Below are 19912 nucleotides of genomic sequence, written 5' to 3'. Positions count from 1 at the left end.
CGCGTGTCATGGCGGAATGGTATTTCATCTGGGTCGAAGGGCTCCGCGGACCTGAACCGCAGAAATGGTCGTCGGACGCGCTGTGGGGGCAGCTCGCCCGACAGGACGTGATTGTCCGCTTCCCGCTGACGGATCGAGAAGCGGGATTGTCGATCGACCAACTGGCAACGCTGCACCCGATCCCTCATTGAGGGAACGCCGCGGGCGGACAAGCCTCAGACCGTGACGTCGAATCCGGGGAGGGGGCGTCCGCCATGCCGGGCTCAGAACTGTGTGTGCAACCGTGTTGCGAAGACCGACACCGGTCCACGATCCCGGTTGTATCCGGGATTGACGATGAGCTGATAGTCGAGCGTCACCCGCGCAAAGGACACCGGGAAACTGTAATAGGTCTCGAGGATTTGTTCCGATCCCGGATGCGGAAGCTGACCGTCGCCGACGAGGATACCGAGGCCGCCGGCGTTGAGATACTCCTGGTGGACCTTGCTGATACCGTTGATGACCCCGGCAATTCCGAACGTATCGTCGGGCCGTCCCCATCGCTTGCCCTGCACCGAAAGGCCCGCCGATACGGTGCGGTCGATGTCGGTGAATTCATAGGGCTCGACGTCGCCATTGGCCCAGCCGGCGCGGCCGAACAATCCGACCCCATCGGCGATCTGCTGCTCGACATTGAGGCTGACCCCGCCGCGGCTGCGATATTCGCGCACCGCGCTGATATTGATGGGATCGCCGGTCGACGCCGCAAGCGCGAGGGCATCCTGGAATGTGCCCATCCGGCCGCGCGACAGAAAACCGGTCACTGCAATTTTGCCCGGCTGGCCCCACAATTCGTGGCGATGCTCGATCTCTCCGATCCACTGGAACTGTCCGAACTGCGGATCGAGATCGGTGCTGTTCGGCACGATCGACATGTCGAACAGGCCGCCGCGGAAGGCCCAGTCGCCCTGGTACCACTCGACGGCGCCGCCCAGCGAATAGCCCCAGGCTTCCGCGGCGTAGTCGAAAGTGCCGGCGCCGATGATCGACCAGTTCAGGAAATCGCTGCGCGGATCGTGCGCGTATTTGTTGGTGTCGAAGACATCGCCGACCCCGAACTTTCCGACCGTGAACACCAGCCGGTCGGCGGTCTGGGTGGCTGCGAACTGATTGATTCCGGCGTCCACCGTCTGGGTTTCACCGCCGAGATCGATGGTCTGGCGGATGAAGGCGCGATGCAGGCGTGTGTAGGGATAGTCTGCACCCTTCTTGTAGGCTTCGCCGCTGGTGAAGCCGGCGACGCCGAGCGTTCCGCTGAGGCCGTAGCCCTGATCGATCTCCGGATTGAACCAGGCCTCGGCGCCTTTCCACAGACGCAGGCCGACATAGGCGGTGGCGTCCCAGGTCTCTCGCCCGGCGTTGGCGGCAAGGCTGTTTGGGCCGCTGTAGGGCGCACGAAACGGAGCCGCATATTGTCTGACGAAGGTGGTCTGGCCATGGACGGCCCAGATATCTTCCGTGGCCGCGGCGGGCACCTTGGTGACGAGCGCCGGATTCGTCACCGCGTCGTCTCCAAACAGCCTGTAGTTCAGGCCGAACCTGACCTGATGCAGCGACATGTCGGAATTGAATAGCTCTTGTGTGCCGGCGAACGCTCGGCTGTTTCTCCCGAAGCCGGTGTAGAGATACTCGCCGCGTGCGCTCCAGTTCGGCGCAACCGGAATTTCGACACCGGCGCCGGCGGCCCAGCCAAACCGCCACAGGAAGGCGCCTTCATTGGTATCTGATGGCAGCACGCCGCCGGCAAGTTGCGTGCGGGACAGTTGGTCGTAGCTCCAGGCAAATCCGCCCGTTCCGTATGCCAGCCAATTGTTGTCGAAGACGTAGCCGAGGCGTCCGCGCACCGTGCCGGAATAGAGCTGGGTGTCGCCGTAACTCACGGTGCCCGTACTCGTTGTGCCCGCAATCAGGTTGGGAAACGAGACGTCCGTTTCAAAACCCAGCAGGACACGGGACGGCAACGTCAGATTGGCGCCACCCTGAAATCCGCCGAAGAAACTGCCGGAGCCTTTGAATAGGTCAAAACCGTTGGTGAGAACGGTGGTGCCGGACGACGGGATTCCGCCGGCCGGATCGGCCGACCAGTCGGATTGGCCTGCCGCGTAACCGACATGTCCCCCGACGTACCAGCCTGACCAATCGAACGGCGTGCCTGGTCCGATCGCCGCCTTGGGCAAATCGGCAGCGTTTGCCGCTTTGGCCGCCGTAAATGCCGCCAGGCAGCCCACCACGCAGTAGATCCGCACCATCGTTCGCCCCATTTCGCTATTGCAAGTCAATTGCAACAAGGTTGCCCGGCGCGCGGCGGGCTGTCAAGCTAGTTGCAATTGATTGTCAATTGCGACGCGAGGACAGCGATCATGACGGTGGAATCCGGAGCGGCAGACGAAGGCCCGCGCACGAGGCCGATTGCGATCGCGGCTTGGATCGTGGCCGCCATCATCCTGCTGTTGAATTTCAAGCTGCTGTTCGACGTCGTCACTCGGAACGCGCTGAACGGGCGTTGCGCTTGAAGATGGAGCGGCGTGATCGAGTGACGCCGTCCTTGCGTGTCTGAGCGGATCGCCGTGGGCGCGACGTGACTCGGTTCGGGACGCACATGTCCGAGAACGCGGCATCGCCGTGACGGCGAAGCGCCCCGTTTCGAGATGCCGGCCGCATTAAAGTTGATTGGTTAGATTAAGCGACAGCGTTCGTTGTCAATTGCTGCTGCGACGCTAATTTGCAGTCGATCGAAGGCGCATTTTGGCCTTCTGAATTGCGTCTTGGCAGGGAGAAGCGGCTTGTGAAGGGTGCGAGTGCGGTCCGCATCGCCGGGTCAACAACCGAGATGCTGCCTTCGGTCCAGTGGCTGCGCGGCATCGCGGCTATGATGGTCGTGATCCATCATCTCAATTTCCATACCGAGTTTCTGCGCGAGAAGGCAGGCCTCGCGCCGTCGTGGTTTGCGCACATTCCGTGGTCGTTCGGGATCCACATCTTCTTCGTGATCTCGGGCTTCATCATGATCCTGACCACGAAGAGTTTCGGCGAGCCGGGCGCGTGGAAAGCGTTCCTGGTCCGCCGCATCATCCGCATCGTGCCGCTCTACTGGGTGCTGACGACGGTGATGGTTGCAGGCGTGCTGATGGCGCCGCATTCGCTCGAACTCCCCGCCGACAAATGGCACTATATCGCCAGCTCATATCTCTTCATTCCGGTGCTCCGCGCGGCCGATGATTTGCGCCCGATCCTGGGGCAGGGCTGGACGCTCGATTACGAGATGTTCTTCTACGCCGCCTTCGCGTTCGCCATCCTGTGGCCACGGCGCATCGGCATCGCGATCCTGACCACAGGCTTCCTCACGCTCGCGATCCTCGGGCGCAACCTCGATATCTCCACGCCAATGCTGTTCACCTGGACCGACGGCCTGATCCTGGAATTCGTCCTCGGCATTTATCTCGGCTTGATCTACCAGAGCGGTTTTCGCGTCAGCCGGATCGCCGCCATCGCTCTTGTGCTCGCCGGCGTGGCGCTCGGCTATCCCGAATTCAACTGGCCCGCGGTGTTCTCGGCGGGGCTTCCCGCGATGCTGATCGTCGGAGGTCTCGTGCTTTGCCCGCCGCTGAAGGAGTCCCGCGCAACGTTCTGGCTGACGATCCTGGGCGATGCGTCCTACAGCATCTATCTCAGCCACACGATGGTGCTGCGGCCGTTCCGCGACGTCTGGGCACGGCTGGTCACCGGCGCGTGGTCGCCGGTAGGGTTCTTCCTGAGTGGCGTTCTGGTCGCGGTCGTGGTCGGCTGCGCCATCCACTATGCCATCGAGCGGCCGATGCTGCGGTTCTTCAGCCGCCGGCTGCGCAAGCCCGCAGGCGCGCAGCGACCGACTGCGCCGCTGGTCGCCGCTGAACTCAAGGCCTAGCAGCCGCGGCAGATGCTTTTCAGCTTGCTGTTGAGCAGGCGGTCTTCCTCCTCGGAGGCCGCCTTGGTGTAGGGATCGTCGGCGTGACGCTTGTCGGCGGCCAATCCGCCGGCGCCGTCTGCGCCGCCGGTGCGCATACCGTGCATATGGAAGCCGCCATGCCCGCCGTGTCCGCCACGGGCGTCTGCTGCCGCCATGGTGGCAGCGATTATGGCGAGAGCTATTCCCGCCGCAAATATCGTCCGCATATCCTCGCGCATGTTCTGGCCTCCTGATCGCGCCACGCTACCGTTGCCGCGGCGTCAAATTGATGTCGGCCGCTTCACAATCGCGCGGGGGAACGGTCCGGCTGGCTCCGGCAAAAACCCGCGGGCGCACCGCACATAGGCCGCAGGCGGATGGTGTCATGCCGACAACGCAGTGCTCGCGCTGCCAAAATGGTGTATCGGCAAGCTCTGCCGCGCCGGGACATGCCCCGGCGCCGCATAATCAAGATTTTGCAAAATATCGGAGGAAGGTTCATGTCGGCTCTGCCACTCTCGGGCATCAAAATTCTCGACCTGACGCGGGTGCTTGCGGGCCCGCTGTCGGCCCAGATGCTGGCGGATCTCGGCGCCGAGGTGATCAAGATCGAGCGCCCCGGTGGCGGCGACGACGCCCGCGCCTTTGGCCCGCCTTACCTGACGGACCCGGACGGCAAGCAGAACAACAACAACTCGTTCTACCTCTGCGCCAACCGCAACAAGAAGTCGGTCACCGTCAACATCGCAAAGCCCGAAGGGCAGGCGATCATCCGTGAGCTGGCCAAGTCGGTCGACGTGATGATGGAGAACTACAAGGTCGGCGACCTCAAGCGCTATGGCCTCGATTACGAAACCATCAAGCAGCTCAACCCCGGCATCATCTATTGCTCGGTGACCGGCTTCGGCCAGACCGGTCCCTATGCTGGGCGCGCCGGCTATGACGCGATCCTGCAGGCGATGGGCGGGTTGATGAGCGTCACCGGCCATATCGACGGCGAGCCTGGCGAGGGTCCGATGAAGGTCGGCCCCTCGATCGTCGATTACATGACCGGCATGAACACCTCGATCGGGATTCTCTCGGCGCTCTACCATCGCGACGCCAACAATGGCGAAGGGCAGCATGTCGACGTCTGCCTGTTCGACACCGTGATCGCCTCGCTGTCGCATTGGCTCCAGATCTACCTCGTCAACGGCAAGATGCCGCCGCGCCGCGGCACCTGGGGCAATGGCGGCATGCCGGCAGGTGTGTTCCGCTGCACCGACGGCGAGCTGATGCTGGTGGTCGGCAATGACGGCCAGTTCCAGCGCACCTGCGCGGTGCTCGGCGAGCCCGAGCTCGCCAACGACAAGCGCTTCGTCAAGAACAACGACCGTGTCGTGCACGGCAAGGAGATCATGGCGATCTTCGCCGGGCTGTTCCTGAAGCAACCGGTCGCGTACTGGCTGGACAAGCTGGAGGAGGCCGGCGTGCCATCAGGTCCGATCAACAATTTCGAGCAGGTGTTCAACGACCCGCACGTGCAATCGCACGGCATGCGGGTCAAGGTCGATCATCCCTACGAACCTGATTTGTCGCTGATCCGCAATGCGCTGACCTTTTCTGGCACCCCGATCACCGACTACCGCGCCCCGCCGCTGCTCGGCGCCGACACCAAGGACGTGCTGGCGACGATCGGCTACGACGAGGCCAAGGTCGACGGGCTGAAGGCGCAAGGGATCGTATAGCGGGCAGGGTAGAGCGGCGGTGACATTCCATCGCCGCTGAACTACCGTGATGCGATTGATCGCCGCGTCAAGCAAAGCTGGGGCGTGACCGCAGATGATTGTTCAGGCCTGCCTCAACGGCGCGCGTCCCACTGATTTTCACCCGCACCTTCCGCTGTCGGCGGACGCGATGGCGGGCGATGGGGCAACCTGTGTCGCGGCAGGTGCCGCCGAACTGCATATCCATCCGCGCGGCGTCGAACGCCGCGAAAGCCTGAATGCCGTCGATGAGGCGGTTCTGGCCGTCCGGCAAAGCTGTCCCGGCACCCTGATCGGCGTCTCCACCGGGGCGTGGATCGAGAACGATGTGGAGCGGACGCGGGCTGCGATCGCTGCTTGGCGACAGTTGCCTGACTATGCGTCGGTCAATCTGTCCGAGCCCGACGCGCCGGCGGTGATGGAGCTGCTGCGCGGCCGCCATGTCGGGATCGAAGCCGGCCTCGCATCGGCCGCCGACGCCGAGCGCTTTGTCCGGCTTCCCGGGCATCAGGACGTGTTTCGGGTCCTGATCGAAATCGACGTGCAGGACCTCGGTAAGGCGCTGCGGATCGCGGATGACGTCGCCTCGGTGCTCGATCGCGCCAATGTCCGGCGTCAGATATTGCTGCATGGCTTCGACGCCACCGTCTGGCCGTTCGTCGCGGAGGCGCGCCGGCGGCGCTGGTCGACGCGGATCGGCCTCGAAGATGGCAAGGCGTTACCCGACGGGACCGAGGCAGCCGACAATGCGGAGCTGGCTGCGGCGGCTGTTGCGATCTATCGCGGGGCATGAGACCGTCGCGATCATCATCCACACTTCGACCGGTATCGAATCATTGTTGACACAAGCCTGCTAGTTTGGCGCCATCGATCATCCCATCGCAGGTGGCACCCATGAAACGAGAAGTCGTTCGCGTCGAGCCGATCTCCAGCTGGCTGGAGCGCTGGAAGGCGCCGGCGTCGGCCGTGACCCGGGCCGGGAACATGATCTTTGTCTCCGGTTTGCCGCCATTCGATCCCGCAACCGGCGAGTTCGCCGCCGGCGCGTCGATCGAACGGCAGAGCGAACTGGTCATGGCACAGCTCAAGCAGTGTCTCGAAGCCGCCGGCGCCACGCTCGACAATGTCATGAAGTGCAACGTGTTCTGCACGTCCGCCAAGCACTTCGCCACGTTCAACGCGGTCTATGCAAAGTATTTCCCGCACGAACCGCCGGCGCGTATCTTCGTCTGTATCCCGGAATGGACCGGGCCGTTCGACGTCGAGGTTGACTGCATCGCGATGGTGTGAGGTCAGGGGCGTTTCACAAATCCTGCCGCGTCAGCCGCCCGTGCACCACGGCCGGCCGCGCGGGCGGTGATTTGCTTGCGGCATCTCCCGTCGTCAGCGCCATCACCGACACAGCGACCACACGGTCGATGATCCCTGCGACGTCGTCGAGATCGCATTTGCCTTCCGAGAGCCGGATCAGCCGTTCCTTCTCGCGGATGGTGTGGTGCGCCATCGCAAGCGCAAAGTTCAGGCCCCAATAGAGTTCGGTGTCGTCGCGGCCAGGCATCGCGCGGCGCATCGCGGCTGCGAATTTGCGCAAATGATCGACCTCGCGGTTCTTGATGCGGCGGATCGGCGGCACCGATTCGATCGAGGCGCGGATCATGAAGCGCGCCGCCGTGGAGCCTTCGCGGTCGGGGCCGAGGCAGCCGCGCAAGGTTGGGCCGACCAAAGCGCGCATGATATCCTCGATCGAAGCGCGGCCGCCGCCCTTTTCCTCAGCCGCCTTCAATTCATTGAGGCGTTCGCGATTGGTCTGGATGCTGCGGGTGACGAACAGCTCCGCGATCAACTCGTCCTTGGAGCCGAAATGGTAGTTCACGGCCGCGAGGTTGACGTTCGCCTCCGCGACGATGTCGCGCAGCGTGACGTCGCCGAAGCCACGGTCGGCATAGAGGCGTTCGGCGGCGGCAAGAATGGCGGATCGGGTCTGGTCGCTCGGCATGGGTTACCCCCGATGCTGCGGTTGCATTTCAAACATATGTATGAAACTATCGTTTGAACAGCCGGAAATGTCAATCTGCATCTCGCGGGGCGGCGTTCTGGCACGCCAACTCAGCGTGTTCCGGCGAACGCCCTTGCGGCGCGCGGGCGCGGGGTGGACAGTACGGCCCAAGTCTAGAAAAACGAGGAGCGTCCCATGGATTTCACTTTGTCGGCACGGCAGAAGGAATGGCTCGAGCGCGTTCAGGCCTTCATGAAGGCGCATGTCCGTCCCGCAGTGCCGATCTACGACAAGCAGGACGCCGAAGGCCCGCGCTGGAAGGTGATCCCGATCCTGGAGGACCTGAAGAAGAAGGCGAAGGCCGAAGGCCTCTGGAACATGTTCATGCCGCCGTCCTCGCATGAGGACGATGAATTCCACGGCGCGGGATTGAGCAACCTCGAATATGCGCTGCTGTCGGAAGAGATGGGCCACATCTCCTGGGCGTCGGAAGTTTTCAACTGCTCGGCACCCGATACCGGCAACATGGAAGTGTTCATCCGCTACGGCTCCAAGGAGCAGAAGCGCAAATGGCTGCGCCCGCTGATGGACGGCGAGATACGTTCCGCCTTCCTGATGACCGAGCCGGCGGTGGCCTCGTCTGACGCCACCAACATCGAGACCCGGATCGAGAAGGACGGCGATCATTACGTCATCAACGGCCGCAAATGGTGGTCGTCGGGCGTCGGCGACCCCCGCTGCAAGATCGCGATCCTGATGGGCAAGACCGATTTCAACGCTGCCAAGCATCAGCAACAGTCGCAGATCCTGGTGCCGCTCGACACTCCCGGCATCAAGGTCGAGAAGATGCTGCCGGTGTTCGGCTTCGACGACGCGCCGCACGGCCATGCCCAGGTGCTGCTGGAGAACGTGCGCGTGCCGAAGGAGAATATCCTGCTCGGCGAGGGCCGCGGCTTCGAGATCGCGCAGGGCCGGCTCGGTCCGGGCCGCATCCATCACTGCATGCGCACCATCGGCAAGGCGGAGGAAGCGCTGGAGAAGATGGTGAAGCGGCTGGCGTCGCGCACCGCGTTCGGCAAGAAGATCATCGAGCACTCGGTGTGGGAGCAGCGCATCGGCGAAGCCCGCGCCGATATCGAGATGAACCGCCTGCTGTGCCTCAAGGCCGCCGACATGATGGACAAGGTCGGCAACAAGAGTGCGCAGGCCGAGATCGCGATGATCAAGGTCGCGGCCCCCAATATGGCGCTGAAGATCATCGACAACGCGATCCAGGCCTATGGTGGCGGCGGCGTCTCCGACGAGGCTGGCCTCGCCAAGGACTATGCCCACATCCGCACGCTTCGCTTGGCGGATGGTCCGGACGAGGTGCACAATCGTGCCATTGCCAGACTTGAACTTCGGAAGTATGCAAACAAGACGCACTAGAGCATGATCCGGAAAAGTGGACACCGGTTTTCCGGAAGATCATGCTCAAAACGTAGAAAAAATCGGGCTGGCGAGCCAGCCTGATTTAGGGAGCTGGCCTCAGATGGCGCTCTCCAAGAACAGTTGAGGGAGCGTCATCGTGGCGGACGGCGTCAGGAAAGACGAAGAATTTTCCGGCACAAGGGAAGTCGAGGAGCGCCATCGTATCAACGAGGCGAACCTCGACGCCTGGATGCGGGAACACGTCGAAGGCTATCAGGGCCCGCTGAAGGTCCTGCAATTCAAGGGCGGTCAGTCCAACCCGACCTACCAGATCGAGACGCCCGGCCGTTCCTACGTGATGCGCCGTCGTCCGTTCGGTAAATTGTTGCCGTCGGCGCATGCGGTCGATCGCGAGTTCCGCGTCATCGCCGCCCTCGGCAAGCAGAATTTTCCGGTCGCCAAAGCCTACGCGCTGTGCACCGACGACGCCGTGGTCGGTTCCGCCTTCTACATCATGTCGATGGAAGAGGGGCGGGTGTTCTGGGATCCGGCGCTGCCGAGCCAGGAGCCGGAGGCGCGCCGAAAGATCTTCATCAGCAAGATCGAGACGCTGGCGCATCTGCACATGCTCGAGCCCCAGAAGATCGGGCTCGGCGACTTCGGCAAGCCCGGCAATTATTTCGCGCGCCAGGTCGATCGCTGGACCAAGCAGTATCGCGCGTCGGAAACGCAGCACATTCCGGAATTCGAGAAGCTCGCCGAGTGGCTGCCGAAGACCGTGCCGCCGCAGGAGCGGGTCTCGGTCGTGCACGGCGACTACCGCCTCGACAATATGATCTTCCATGCCACCGAGCCGCGGGTGCAGGCGGTGCTGGACTGGGAGTTGTCGACGCTCGGCGATCCCATGGCCGACTTCACCTATCTGCTGATGCAGTGGACCATGCCGGGCCTGGCGGGCGCCGACCTCAAGGCGCTGAACATTCCGAGCCAGGACGAAGCCGCGCAGATCTATTGCAACGTCACCGGCATGACGGTGCCGGATTTGAACTGGTACTTCTCCTACAATCTGTTCCGCCTTGCCGGCATCACCCAGGGTATTGCGGGGCGGGTCCGCGACGGCACCGCCGCGAATGCCAAGGCCCTCGAATCGGCCAAGCGCACCGTGCCGCTGTCGCAGGCGTCATGGGACTACGCGCAGAAGGCCGGCGCGGTCTGACGCAGGCAACGCCGCGTTCCATGGTTCAATGATCAAGGCCCTGGTGTGAACGCGATGCTTCGCGTTCCACCGGGGCCTTTGCTTTGCGTCCACGCGTCGCTGACGGGCGAAATCGCGCTTCAATGTGGGCCGCCGGACGGTTGGGGGGGCGCTTTATCGATGCCGCCGTTTTTCGGCTTGTGCGGGGGGCGCGGCGGCTCGGAGGGAAGCTTCCGCGACGCCGTCTTTGCATCGCGGGCCTTCGCGGCCTGCCCCTTGGGTTCATGGTAGCGGCCGTCCAGGCTGCTGTTGATCACATCCCAGATCTGCCGCAGCCGCCTGACATGAAGATCGTCGCGGATGTAGGAGATGACGGCGGCGAGGATGTCGGTTGGGTCGAGGATGCGTTCGGTCCCAACTGCGCCGTCCTGCGGGACCGGGACGGCCTTGTCCGTAAAGCCGCTGATGTCCAGTCCTAGCAGGATGCGGGCAACGCGCTCCTTCAGGAGCGGATTGTCGAGGCAGCGCTCGAGATCGAAGATGGTGCGGATGTGGATCTCGCGCAGCGCGATTGTGCGTAGCGGCCCGACGGCAAGGATGAGTTGCGCCTGCGCGACCCAGTCGATTACCTCGTAGAGTCCATAGGGCGTCTCCACGAATATCTGGATCGGATTCATCGTCGCGAGGTTCTGCACGTCCTCGATCTCGAACTCGCCGAGGCGAAGCTTCATAAACGGGTCGATGCCCAGGATCATGTCGAGTGGCAGCTCCTCCTGCAGCGCCTTGCTGGCCGGTGAGACGCGCCGCAGCCGAATCCAGGGAAACTTCGCGATCAGCACGCTGATGAACAGGTCGGGGACGAACCCGATGACGAACGCCGCAGCAATCTTCGGCTTGTCGCCCAGCAGGTCGAAGACACCGCTCTGCGCCACCGCGGCGCTGACGAACAGTGCCAGCGTGATGTGCATGAAGGAGGTGAAGAACGAGATCGGAGACAGGTCGAAATTCGCGATCCGCCGCACCAGATATTGCAGCGTCCAGATGTAGCTGCTGAGGAATGTGTAGGTGACCATTCCCGGCCACCCTTTGGGTTGCGCGTAAAAGCTCAGGCCATGGGGATCATAGAGGCCGCTGGAATTACGCGGTGTGAAAGCGAATTCGAAGCAGAGATAAGTCAGCAGGACATAGATCGCGACCGGAAACACGTAGTAGCGGATCGAGTTGGCATTGGTCGATCCGCTCCGCTTAGGGTTGGACTTGGGATCGTACTTGTATTTGACGAGCTCGAAGGACGGCAGGATGATCGGCCGGCCGTCGGATTTTGCAAACTGGAACAGTCTTTCGAGGTCGAGCACGATCTCGTGCCGGGAGGCACGCACATTCATGCGACCGACATAAACTCCCAGTGGAACAAGAAGGCTGAAGGTGGCTATCGCCATCATGCGAAGCACGCTCTCGTCATTCAGAATCTGATTAAGATAAGACATGATCCAATTCGCCTTTGCTGAGCGGGCGTCAGAGACATCTGTGGCCCTCGGCAGGCATCCGGCAGCGTGCAACGGCTTTCTGCTCGTGCATCAATCGTGCCTTGAGGATTCAAGCACGCGATTGGTGCCTATGCGCTGACGCTGAACCGGTTATGCGTCGAGGGGAGCTTCAAGAAACTTCCCGGCAATGGACTTGCATTCAATTTCAAACGTCGAATATGAGGGCATTCAACCATTGATAGAATGTTCCCGCAAGTGAAGCCGATCACACGTCAGGTGAGGCGACGGTCCCGAAACCGGACACCAAAGCCCTCACGGAGCGACAAAATGCGCCACGGCGGCTTGAGTTTGCGGCGCTGTTTTGGCAAGGGAATTGGTCAGATAACCTGCCCTGGAGCGTTTTCGAGCGAAGTGGATACCGGTTCGCGTGAAGAAAACGCGTCAAAACAAGAATCGAGAGCTCCGTTCCGATTCCATCGGAACGGAATAGCTCTTGTCCTGATCGGACGCACCATCTTGAAGCTCTCCCCGAATGTCCGCGGCGGCTTGTTCATGGCGGTCGCGATGGCCAGTTTCACCACCAACGACACCATCACCAAGGCGGTCTCGTCCGAGATGAACATCGGGCAGATCATGCTGGTGCGAGGCGGGTTCGCGATGCTGCTGATCGGCGCGCTGGCGCTGCATCGGCAGGCGCTGCGGCCGGTGACCGCGTTGGCGGTCGGGCCGCTGAGCCTGCGGGTGTTTGGCGAGATCGGGGGAACACTGACCTATCTGCTGGCGATTGCGCATATGCCGCTCGCCAATGCCTCGGCGATCTTCCAGGCGCTGCCGCTGGTGATCACGCTCGGCGCCGCATTGCTGTTCGGCGAGCCCGTGGGCTGGCGGCGCTTGTTTGCGATCTCGGCCGGCTTTCTCGGCGTGCTCATCATCGTCCGTCCCGGCATGGCCGGTTTCAGCCAGTTCTCGCTGCTGGCATTGCTCTCGGTCGCGTTCTGCGCCGTGCGCGATCTCGTCACCCGGCGGATCCCGGCGGAGCTGCCATCGCTGTTCATCACGCTGGTGACGACGCTCGCGGTGACGACCGCCGGCGCCATCGTGCTGTTTCCGCTCGGCGGCTGGACCCCGCCATCCGCAAGCGCGCTCGGGCTGCTGGCGCTGGCGGCGGTGTTCGTGCTGATCGGCTATCAGTGCACCATCATCTCGTTGCGATCGGGCGATATCTCCGCGGTGGCGCCGTTCCGCTATCTCGCGCTGCTCTGGGCGATTGTGACGGGCTATTTCGTATTCGGCGACCGGCCCGATGTCCCGATGATCGCGGGTGCCGCAATGATCGTGGCGTCCGGCCTCTACACGCTCTATCGCGAGCGCATCCGTGACCGGTTGCGTCCGGCGGCAAGCGCATCAGGCTTGCCACCGGACGGGTTGTGACGTCACGAGAACAAGCGCCTCAGTGCAGACCGCCGGTCACGTGCAGTGTTTCGCCGGTGATGTAGGAGGCATCGTTCGAGGCGAAGAAAGCCACGGCTGCTGCGATCTCCTCGACCTTGCCGATCCGCGCCAGCGGCGTGACTGACTCGATCCACTTGCGCATGTCGCCCTCGGCAAGGCCGGCGGAAACGACGCCTTCGGTCGCGATCATGCCGGGGTTGACGGTATTGACGCGGATCTTGCGCGGCGCCAACTCCTTCGACAGCACCGAGGAGATCGCGTCCACCGCGGCTTTGGTCGCGGTATAGACGGCGGCGTTTGGCGGCGCGATCGTCGATACGCCGGAGCTGATATTGATGATGCTGCCACCGGCCGCATTGAAGTGCCGCGCGGCTTCCTGCGAAACCAGCAGCAGGCCGAGCACATTGAGATCGAAATGCTTGTGGAAGTGCTCAGGCGTAATGCCATCCAGCGGCGCGAACTCGTAGAGGCCGGCATTGTTGACCAGGATATCGATCGGGCCGAACGCCTTGACGGTCTCTGATACCACCGACTTCACATGGCTGGCGTCGGTGAGATTGCCATGGACGGCGATAGCTTTGCCGCCCTTTTCGGTGATCGCACCCACCACGCGCTCGGCCGCCCCTTTGCTGGCGCTGTAGTTGACGGCAACCGCGGCACCCTCCGCGGCGAGGCGGACCGCGATTTCGGCGCCGATACCCTTTGACGCGCCGGTTACCAGCGCCACTTTGCCTTCAAGTCTCTTGGTCATCTTGCTCTCCATGACCGCGCGGACGCGCGGCTTGTTCAATAGTTCAGTAATAGTGAACTATTGAACAGGTTCAAGGGCCGCGCTATATATTTGGGCATGGTGCAATTCGTTCACCCCTCGCGCGAGGACATCACATTGGCCGGAGTGCTGGCAGCGCTCGCGGACCCGATGCGGCTGCGGATCGTCAAAAGCCTGCTTGCGCAGGGCGATTGCATGTCCTGCGCGGAAGCCGCGCCGTGCCCTGGCATGGCCAAATCGACCTTGTCGAACCATTTTCGCGTTCTGCGCGAAGCGGGTCTGATTCAAACCTCGAAAAAAGGCGTCGAGCATCGGAATGTGGTGCGCGAAGCCGATATCAATGCGCGCTTTCCCAAATTGCTGAAGACGATTCTGGGGTATCCGGAATAGCAAGGATGTAGCCCGGGTGAGCGAAGCGATACCCGGGGCAGGGGTCCCGCATATCGCTTGCGCTCATGCGGGCTACGCAATTACGCCGACTTCGCACAATGCGCGATCAACCGCGCGACGAAGTTTCCGCAGCTCTCGAGCTGCGATATCTCGACGAACTCATCCGGCGTGTGGGCCTGCGCGATTCCGCCGGGGCCGACCACGACCGACGGCACGCCAGCCATGTCGACGAACAGGCTGGCCTCGGTGCCGAAGGCGACCTTGGCGTGGTCGTTGCGGCCCGCGAGTTGCTTCGCCAGCGTGACGATGGGATTCTCCGCCGGCGTGTCCAGCGCCGGATAGTCGAGGATCTCCTCGAAATCGATGCCGCAATCCGGATGACGCTTGCGCATGGCGGGCTCGATCTCGGCCTTGGCCCAGGCCACGATCGCGTCCGTCACCTGCCGGGACTCGGTGATGCCGATGCCTCGGCATTCGAATTCCACGGTGCAATGGTCAGGCACGATGTTCAGCGCCGCGCCGCCATGCACGATGCTGGTGAGCAGCGTGGAGTGCGGGACGTCGTAGATGCTGTTCTGTTCGGCCTCCTGGGCAAGCAGCACGGCGCGGCGACGAATTTCGGTGATCAGGTCGGCCGCATATTCGATGGCGTTGACGCCATCAGGCGCAATCGAGGAGTGGCGCGCCAGTCCGCGGAAGGTGGCGCGGACGCCGTGCTTGCCCTTGTGTCCGATGATCACCTGCATCTGCGTCGGTTCGCCGACGAAGCAGCCGAGCGGCTTGACCGGTTTTTGGGAAACCTCGTGTAGCATCGGGCGTACGCCGACGCAGCCGATCTCCTCGTCATAGGAAATCGCAAGGTTGATCGGGGTCTTCAGATCAGCCTCGATCATCTCCGGCACCATGGCGAGGCAGACGGCGACAAACCCCTTCATGTCGGTGGTGCCGCGGCCGTAATACCGCCCATCGCGCTCGACGAGTTCGAATGGATTGTGGGTCCATTCCTGTCCGGCAACCGGCACGACATCGGTATGCCCCGACAGTACCAGGCCAGCCTTGTCCTCGGGGCCGATGGTGACCCACAGCGAGGCCTTCTGCCCGGTGTCGTCCACGATCCGTTGCCCGGTCACGCCGAGCGAGGCGAGGTAGTTTTCGATATAGGCGATCAGCGGCAGGTTGGAGCGATCGCTGATCGTGTCGAAGGCGACGAGGTCGGCGAGGATCTTGCGGATACGTTCGGGGCGTGGGGTTTGCATGTTTTGGTCTACTCGATGGCGTTGGAAAACTGGCTGGCCGGGTGTCCGGTCCGGATGAAATTGGCGAGCGAGCGCGCCGCCGGCGCCAGCGATCCCTGCGCTGGAACGACGACAGCGGTTTCGAGCGTCATTTTGAGGTCCAGCGGACGGAACACCATGGACTTTTCGGGACGCAGTTCGAGCGGGAAGGGATTGAGGATCGCGATCCCGAGGCCGGCGCGGACCATCTCGACCAGAACCACCGAGGTGGAGGCCTCCGCGACGATCAGCGGTTCGGAACGAACCGCCGCAAAAGCCGCGTCGATCTTGTTGCGCAGGGGAAAGCGCCGGCTCAATGCGATCATGCGCTCGCCGACGAGATCACCGATCGTCAGTTCGGATCTGATGGCCAGGCGATGCCGCTTTGGCAGCAGCGCATGCGGGCGCGCCCGCCGGAAAATCTCCAGCCGGACACCGTTATGGGACGTTGCCTGGTCCACCAGCCCGAGGTCGGCGCTGCCGTCAGCAACAGCCCCGAGACAGTCGGTCGACTTGCCGACTTCCAGATGAACGCGCGTGCCCGGCTCGCGGGCGATGAAGCGCGCCAGCAGCGGCGCGAGAAACAGATGGGCGAGCGTCGGCGGTGCCACGACGCGGATCGTGGTCGCGACGTCGCCGCGCGGGGCCGCAAGCTGATCGAGCAGGTCGAAGACGACGGCGGCCCGCGCTTCGAGCGCAAGAGCTTCCGCAGTCGGCGCGAGACGGCCGTTGCGGCGCGCGAACAGCGGCTGCCCGAGGCGCGCCTCGAGGCTTGCGATCGCGCGCGACACCGACGGCTGCGACATGCCGAGCTGGCGCGCCGCATGTGTCGTCTTTCCCGTCGCGATCATGGCACGCAGCGCCTCGATCTCGCGCAGCGAGGGACGAATCTTGCTGTCGCCTGCCAAATCCACGATGTTGGGTTTTCTATTCATCAACCGCATAGAAATTCGGAAAGGAAATAAATATTTGCATAGCATGATGCTGCGTGCAAGCTTTTTGCCCCACACGACGAGCCGACGCCGGTTGGCGCGGCATCGACGGGATTGCAACTGGGAGGGGGCACAGAGTGAGCGCAATTGCGGAAGGTGGGACGGCGAATGAACGTCAGTCGGCGGTGCGCGCCGTCGTTGCGGCGACAGTCGGCAATATGCTCGAATGGTACGACTTCGCGATCTATGCGGCCTTTGCAGTCCCGATCTCGAAGGCCTTCTTTCCGGCTGACAGCGAGGTGGTGTCGCTGCTGCTTGGCTTCGTGACCTTCGGCCTCGGCTTTGTTGCGCGGCCGTTCGGCGCAATCGTGCTCGGCGGCTTTGCCGACCGGCGCGGCCGGCGTGACGCGCTGAGTCTGACGATCCTGCTGATGGCGCTCGGCACCGGCATCATCGCGCTGTGCCCCGGTTACAACTCTATCGGACTTGCGGCGCCGATTATCATCCTGGTCGCGCGCCTGATCCAGGGATTTTCAGCGGGCGGCGAGATCGGCGGTGCCCTCTCGACGCTGGTCGAACACGCGCCACCGCAGCGCCGCGCGCTCTTTGCATCGTTTCAGCAGATGTCGCAGGGTGGATCGACCATGCTGTCGGGACTGGTCGCGATCACCATCGCGCTGCTGTTGCCGGCCGATGCCGTGACCGAATGGGGGTGGCGTCTGGCTTTCGTCGTCGGTCTCCTGATCGCGCCGGTCGGACTCTATATCCGCCGCGAGCTCGAGGACGCGCCGCTGTTCAAGGCATCAGACCATGCGGCCGAGGCGCCGATCCGGCTGGTGCTGCGTGAGCATTGGCGCACGGTGCTGACGGGCATTCTGATCGTGATGCTGTGGACCGTCGCGCAATACCTCGCGAATTATTTTCCGACCTTCGCGGTGCGCGAGCTGAAAGTGTCGCTGTCGCAGTCGTATCTCGGCCCGCTGGTGATCGGCACGGTGCTGCTGTTCTGTCCGCTGATCGGCGCGCTGGCGGATCGCTACGGCCGCCGCCGCATCATGCTCGCTGGCGCGGCCGGGCTTGCGGTCGTTGCCTATCCGGCGTTCTCCTATCTGATTGCGTCGCCGACGCCGCAGCGTCTGGTTTCGACTCAGATCGTCGTTGCCATGTTCATGTTGATCTATACGGCACCGGCCTCGGCGGTGCTGGCCGAACTGTTTCCGACCCAGGTGCGTGCCACCGGGATCTCGCTCACCTACAGCCTTGGCGTCGCGATCTTCGGCGGGTTCACGCCAGCCATCATTACGGCCCTGATCAGCTGGACCGGACAGCCGGTCACGGTGGCGTTCTATCTGATGGGCGCGGCCGTCATCAGCTTTGCGGCGGTTCTGACGCTGACCGATCGCACCGGCGAAGTGCTGAAGTGATTTGGCTCCAGTCATCGTCAAATCGCCAATCACTGAGTTGCCCGGCGGGTCAAGCCATCGCGACAGAAGTAATTTCGTATGACGCGCACCCCAACTCAGCCGTTTAATACCGCCGTCCCACCCGACAAGAGGGGCGTGCGCACGTCACGAACGCGCGGTGGGATGCGGTGGACGCGGAATGCGCAACTGACGAGGGCGCATGACGTGGACGGTGAAATCGTGTGGACCTGACGCCCCAGTGGCAGGTGTCCTCTCGTGAAGTGCGCGACAGCGTCTTTGCGAGGGCGGTGACAACAAAGCCTAGTCTCGCCGGGGAGAGCACGTATAAGCCGTAAAACCATCGCGCAGGGAAAGCCGGAGTGCCTCCGCTGGACCTGTATGCTCGTGTGCGCTTCTCTTTCTACTCTTGCACACGAGACCGCGGGTGCAGCGCGCACCCGGCTTTCCCTGCGCCCTCTGTTTCGAGAGAGGGCGGAACGAAATGCAAAGCTCGGGCAGATCATGTCGCGAGAATGCGGAAGTATGACTCACGAGTGGCGCAACACACTCGCTGTCGTCCCGGCGAAGGCCCATAGGCGCTAAGATAGTTTGATCATGGCCTGATAGCGGCGTTTACGTCTGGGAGGCTCGCGCAGATGTCGTTGGAGAGCGAGGCTGGCTCTGCGCAGACGCGCGATTGTGGGCTGGGGAATGATGGCTTGGAGCAGGGAGGCGATGAGCTGACGGAGCAGGCGCCATGCTGCAGGTCTGGTTAGGCGGCTTCGGCCAAGCGGGGAGAGTCCTCGAGTTCGTCGACAAGCGGCTCGAGCAGAAGAATGATCAGCAGGTGAGCGAGGATATGGGGTCTGGCAGACCGCTCGTCAGTTCCTGGAGGTCCTTTCAAGCCAATCAGGCTCTTCAGCCGCTTGAAGCCGAGTTCGATCCGCCATCGCAGCCGGTAAAGGGCAAGCAGATCAGCGGTTGTGAAGTCCTCGGGCTTGAGCGAGGTCACCAGGATCACCCAATCCGCAGCATCAAGCGTTTGCCTGGAGAGACGATGGCCTCCCTTCTGAGCCGTCCTGCGTGCCTTGCGCCGTGCAGCCTGAGCCGCATCTGCAGGTTTCTTGACGGCAACCAAACGCACAGCAAGCGGTGCTCCACCAGACTTGCGTTTTACCCAGATCGGCCGGTCGATGATGCCGCGTGCCGCGGCCTTGCGCAGTTCGGCGACGAGATCGATCAGATTGCCTTTGCGATCCAGCCAACAAGCGCTCTTCCAGCCCGAGCGGATCACGAAGTCCGCACCGGCCTCGACCAGATACGCCATGCGCTCCGGCTGCAGATAGGCGCGGTCGGCAAGACGGATCTCGCCGGCAATCAGCGGGATCCGGTCCAGCGTCTCGCCCGCGCGTTCGTCGGTCAGCTCGAAGTGACCAAAACGTTCTTGCGGAAGATCGAACGCACTGTGGATGCGCCACACCGCATTCTTCTGCCTGCCGCCGGTTCCAGCTTTTGGGACCGTCGTGGCGTCAACGATGCGGATCAGTCGACCGCGGCTTGCCTTCGGCGCACCGCTCGCAAGTGCCCGGCCTATCAGCTGTGCAAGCCAATCCCCGGACTGACGCAGCCGGTATAACAGAGCCACGTTGGAGATATCGACAAGGCCCACCGAAGTCGCCCATGCCGCCGTCAACCGCAGACCTCTCGTGCCCAGGCAATACGCAAGGATCAGCCGCAGCAGATCGACTGCATTGCTGATCTCGCGCGGGCGAACAAACGCCTTCGTCTCCCGCGCGCCAGCCTCCAGAGCCTCAGCTCCGCCCAGCCGCGAAACAACACGCGCCCAGTCTTCGTTCACAAGCGATTCGTTTCTCATCTCTTCTTGGAATCACACG

The 19912-nt window shown here is 62.9% G+C and carries 19 protein-coding genes; 11 read left to right on the top strand and 8 right to left on the bottom strand.

Translation table 11 applies throughout. The features are described 5' to 3' along the window. Positions 1–8: 8 nt before the first annotated feature. Positions 9–191, top strand: coding sequence for a hypothetical protein (locus tag UP09_RS08045; protein ID WP_044537562.1), 183 nt, complete (start codon positions 9–11; stop codon positions 189–191). Positions 192–263: 72 nt separating this feature from the next. On the opposite strand, the gene UP09_RS08040 is transcribed toward UP09_RS08045, so the two are convergent. Beyond that, positions 264–2288 carry a carbohydrate porin gene (locus tag UP09_RS08040; RefSeq protein WP_044537560.1) on the bottom strand — a complete coding sequence of 675 codons (2025 nt, stop codon included), beginning with the start codon at positions 2286–2288 and terminating at the stop codon, positions 264–266. 111 nt (positions 2289–2399) lie between these two features. Between UP09_RS08040 and UP09_RS37510 the strand changes: the two genes are divergently transcribed. Together UP09_RS37510 and UP09_RS08035 are read left to right on the top strand one after the other, a co-directional pair. Beyond that, entirely contained in the window at positions 2400–2552 is a 153-nt protein-coding gene (locus UP09_RS37510) for a hypothetical protein (protein WP_156164522.1), read from the top strand. A gap of 272 nt (positions 2553–2824) precedes the next feature. Continuing rightward, on the top strand, positions 2825–3943 hold the full coding sequence (locus UP09_RS08035) for an acyltransferase family protein (protein WP_156164521.1): 1119 nt from the start codon (positions 2825–2827) through the stop codon (positions 3941–3943). On the opposite strand, the gene UP09_RS37505 is transcribed toward UP09_RS08035, so the two are convergent. Continuing rightward, positions 3940–4203: a hypothetical protein gene (locus tag UP09_RS37505; RefSeq protein ID WP_156164520.1), complete on the bottom strand. Its 264-nt coding sequence runs from the start codon at positions 4201–4203 to the stop codon at positions 3940–3942. The genes UP09_RS08035 and UP09_RS37505 overlap by 4 nt on opposite strands. Positions 4204–4464: 261 nt before the next feature. Here UP09_RS37505 and UP09_RS08030 point away from each other — a divergent pair, with 261 nt between their 5' ends. The 3 genes from UP09_RS08030 to UP09_RS08020 all read left to right on the top strand — a co-directional run bounded on the left by UP09_RS08030 (position 4465) and on the right by UP09_RS08020 (position 6999). Next, entirely contained in the window at positions 4465–5691 is a 1227-nt protein-coding gene (locus UP09_RS08030; protein WP_044537559.1) for a CaiB/BaiF CoA transferase family protein, read from the top strand. Between the two features lie 94 nt (positions 5692–5785). Continuing rightward, complete coding sequence (locus UP09_RS08025) at positions 5786–6502, top strand: 3-keto-5-aminohexanoate cleavage protein (RefSeq protein WP_044537558.1); 717 nt, start codon at positions 5786–5788, stop codon at positions 6500–6502. Positions 6503–6603: 101 nt separating this feature from the next. Continuing rightward, complete coding sequence (locus tag UP09_RS08020) at positions 6604–6999, top strand: RidA family protein (protein ID WP_044537557.1); 396 nt, start codon at positions 6604–6606, stop codon at positions 6997–6999. Positions 7000–7012: 13 nt separating this feature from the next. Here UP09_RS08020 and UP09_RS08015 read toward each other — a convergent pair whose 3' ends face one another. Continuing rightward, positions 7013–7705 (bottom strand): TetR/AcrR family transcriptional regulator, encoded by a 693-nt coding sequence (locus tag UP09_RS08015; RefSeq protein WP_044537556.1) that lies wholly within the window; start codon positions 7703–7705, stop codon positions 7013–7015. Positions 7706–7900: 195 nt separating this feature from the next. Between UP09_RS08015 and UP09_RS08010 the strand changes: the two genes are divergently transcribed. Beyond that, a complete protein-coding gene (locus UP09_RS08010) occupies positions 7901–9133 on the top strand; it encodes an acyl-CoA dehydrogenase family protein (RefSeq protein WP_044537555.1) in 1233 nt (410 codons plus the stop codon). A gap of 139 nt (positions 9134–9272) precedes the next feature. Next, complete coding sequence (locus tag UP09_RS08005) at positions 9273–10331, top strand: phosphotransferase family protein (RefSeq protein ID WP_044537554.1); 1059 nt, start codon at positions 9273–9275, stop codon at positions 10329–10331. Positions 10332–10450: 119 nt separating this feature from the next. On the opposite strand, the gene UP09_RS36270 is transcribed toward UP09_RS08005, so the two are convergent. Then, entirely contained in the window at positions 10451–11797 is a 1347-nt protein-coding gene (locus tag UP09_RS36270; RefSeq protein WP_052833007.1) for a hypothetical protein, read from the bottom strand. Positions 11798–12313: 516 nt separating this feature from the next. On the opposite strand from UP09_RS36270, the gene UP09_RS07995 reads away from it, so the two are divergent. Further along, positions 12314–13228, top strand: coding sequence for a DMT family transporter (locus UP09_RS07995; protein ID WP_044537552.1), 915 nt, complete (start codon positions 12314–12316; stop codon positions 13226–13228). A gap of 19 nt (positions 13229–13247) precedes the next feature. On the opposite strand, the gene UP09_RS07990 is transcribed toward UP09_RS07995, so the two are convergent. Then, positions 13248–14000 carry an SDR family NAD(P)-dependent oxidoreductase gene (locus tag UP09_RS07990; RefSeq protein ID WP_044537678.1) on the bottom strand — a complete coding sequence of 251 codons (753 nt, stop codon included), beginning with the start codon at positions 13998–14000 and terminating at the stop codon, positions 13248–13250. A gap of 96 nt (positions 14001–14096) precedes the next feature. On the opposite strand from UP09_RS07990, the gene UP09_RS07985 reads away from it, so the two are divergent. Further along, positions 14097–14408, top strand: coding sequence for an ArsR/SmtB family transcription factor (locus tag UP09_RS07985; protein ID WP_044537551.1), 312 nt, complete (start codon positions 14097–14099; stop codon positions 14406–14408). Between the two features lie 80 nt (positions 14409–14488). Here UP09_RS07985 and argE read toward each other — a convergent pair whose 3' ends face one another. Further along, the gene (gene argE, locus UP09_RS07980) at positions 14489–15664 is read right to left on the bottom strand and encodes an acetylornithine deacetylase (protein WP_044537550.1); all 1176 of its coding nucleotides are present in this window, start codon (positions 15662–15664) and stop codon (positions 14489–14491) included. A gap of 8 nt (positions 15665–15672) precedes the next feature. Continuing rightward, positions 15673–16617 (bottom strand): LysR substrate-binding domain-containing protein, encoded by a 945-nt coding sequence (locus UP09_RS07975; RefSeq protein WP_197082633.1) that lies wholly within the window; start codon positions 16615–16617, stop codon positions 15673–15675. A gap of 134 nt (positions 16618–16751) precedes the next feature. Here UP09_RS07975 and UP09_RS07970 point away from each other — a divergent pair, with 134 nt between their 5' ends. Then, positions 16752–18038 carry an MFS transporter gene (locus UP09_RS07970; protein WP_063840135.1) on the top strand — a complete coding sequence of 429 codons (1287 nt, stop codon included), beginning with the start codon at positions 16752–16754 and terminating at the stop codon, positions 18036–18038. Positions 18039–18789: 751 nt separating this feature from the next. Here the strand turns inward: UP09_RS07970 and UP09_RS07965 are convergent. Continuing rightward, positions 18790–19893 (bottom strand): IS4 family transposase, encoded by a 1104-nt coding sequence (locus UP09_RS07965; RefSeq protein ID WP_044535962.1) that lies wholly within the window; start codon positions 19891–19893, stop codon positions 18790–18792. Positions 19894–19912 lie beyond the last annotated feature (19 nt).

Origin of the sequence: Bradyrhizobium sp. LTSP885, assembly GCF_000938305.1 — a bacterium.
In the GTDB taxonomy this organism is placed as follows: Bacteria; Pseudomonadota; Alphaproteobacteria; order Rhizobiales; family Xanthobacteraceae; genus Bradyrhizobium.
The sequence above is the reverse complement of the archived record's forward strand: the minus strand, read 5'-3'. Positions and strand labels throughout refer to the sequence as shown.

Coding starts and splice junctions, on each gene's coding strand:
- UP09_RS08045 (WP_044537562.1), top strand. CDS start 9: ATGGCGGAATGGTATTTCATCTGGGTCGAAGGGCTCCGCGGACCTGAA.
- UP09_RS08040 (WP_044537560.1), bottom strand. CDS start 2,288: ATGGTGCGGATCTACTGCGTGGTGGGCTGCCTGGCGGCATTTACGGCG.
- UP09_RS37510 (WP_156164522.1), top strand. CDS start 2,400: ATGACGGTGGAATCCGGAGCGGCAGACGAAGGCCCGCGCACGAGGCCG.
- UP09_RS37505 (WP_156164520.1), bottom strand. CDS start 4,203: ATGCGCGAGGATATGCGGACGATATTTGCGGCGGGAATAGCTCTCGCC.
- UP09_RS08030 (WP_044537559.1), top strand. CDS start 4,465: ATGTCGGCTCTGCCACTCTCGGGCATCAAAATTCTCGACCTGACGCGG.
- UP09_RS08025 (WP_044537558.1), top strand. CDS start 5,786: ATGATTGTTCAGGCCTGCCTCAACGGCGCGCGTCCCACTGATTTTCAC.
- UP09_RS08020 (WP_044537557.1), top strand. CDS start 6,604: ATGAAACGAGAAGTCGTTCGCGTCGAGCCGATCTCCAGCTGGCTGGAG.
- UP09_RS08015 (WP_044537556.1), bottom strand. CDS start 7,705: ATGCCGAGCGACCAGACCCGATCCGCCATTCTTGCCGCCGCCGAACGC.
- UP09_RS08010 (WP_044537555.1), top strand. CDS start 7,901: ATGGATTTCACTTTGTCGGCACGGCAGAAGGAATGGCTCGAGCGCGTT.
- UP09_RS36270 (WP_052833007.1), bottom strand. CDS start 11,797: ATGTCTTATCTTAATCAGATTCTGAATGACGAGAGCGTGCTTCGCATG.
- UP09_RS07990 (WP_044537678.1), bottom strand. CDS start 14,000: ATGACCAAGAGACTTGAAGGCAAAGTGGCGCTGGTAACCGGCGCGTCA.
- UP09_RS07985 (WP_044537551.1), top strand. CDS start 14,097: ATGGTGCAATTCGTTCACCCCTCGCGCGAGGACATCACATTGGCCGGA.
- argE (WP_044537550.1), bottom strand. CDS start 15,664: ATGCAAACCCCACGCCCCGAACGTATCCGCAAGATCCTCGCCGACCTC.
- UP09_RS07975 (WP_197082633.1), bottom strand. CDS start 16,617: ATGAATAGAAAACCCAACATCGTGGATTTGGCAGGCGACAGCAAGATT.
- UP09_RS07965 (WP_044535962.1), bottom strand. CDS start 19,893: ATGAGAAACGAATCGCTTGTGAACGAAGACTGGGCGCGTGTTGTTTCG.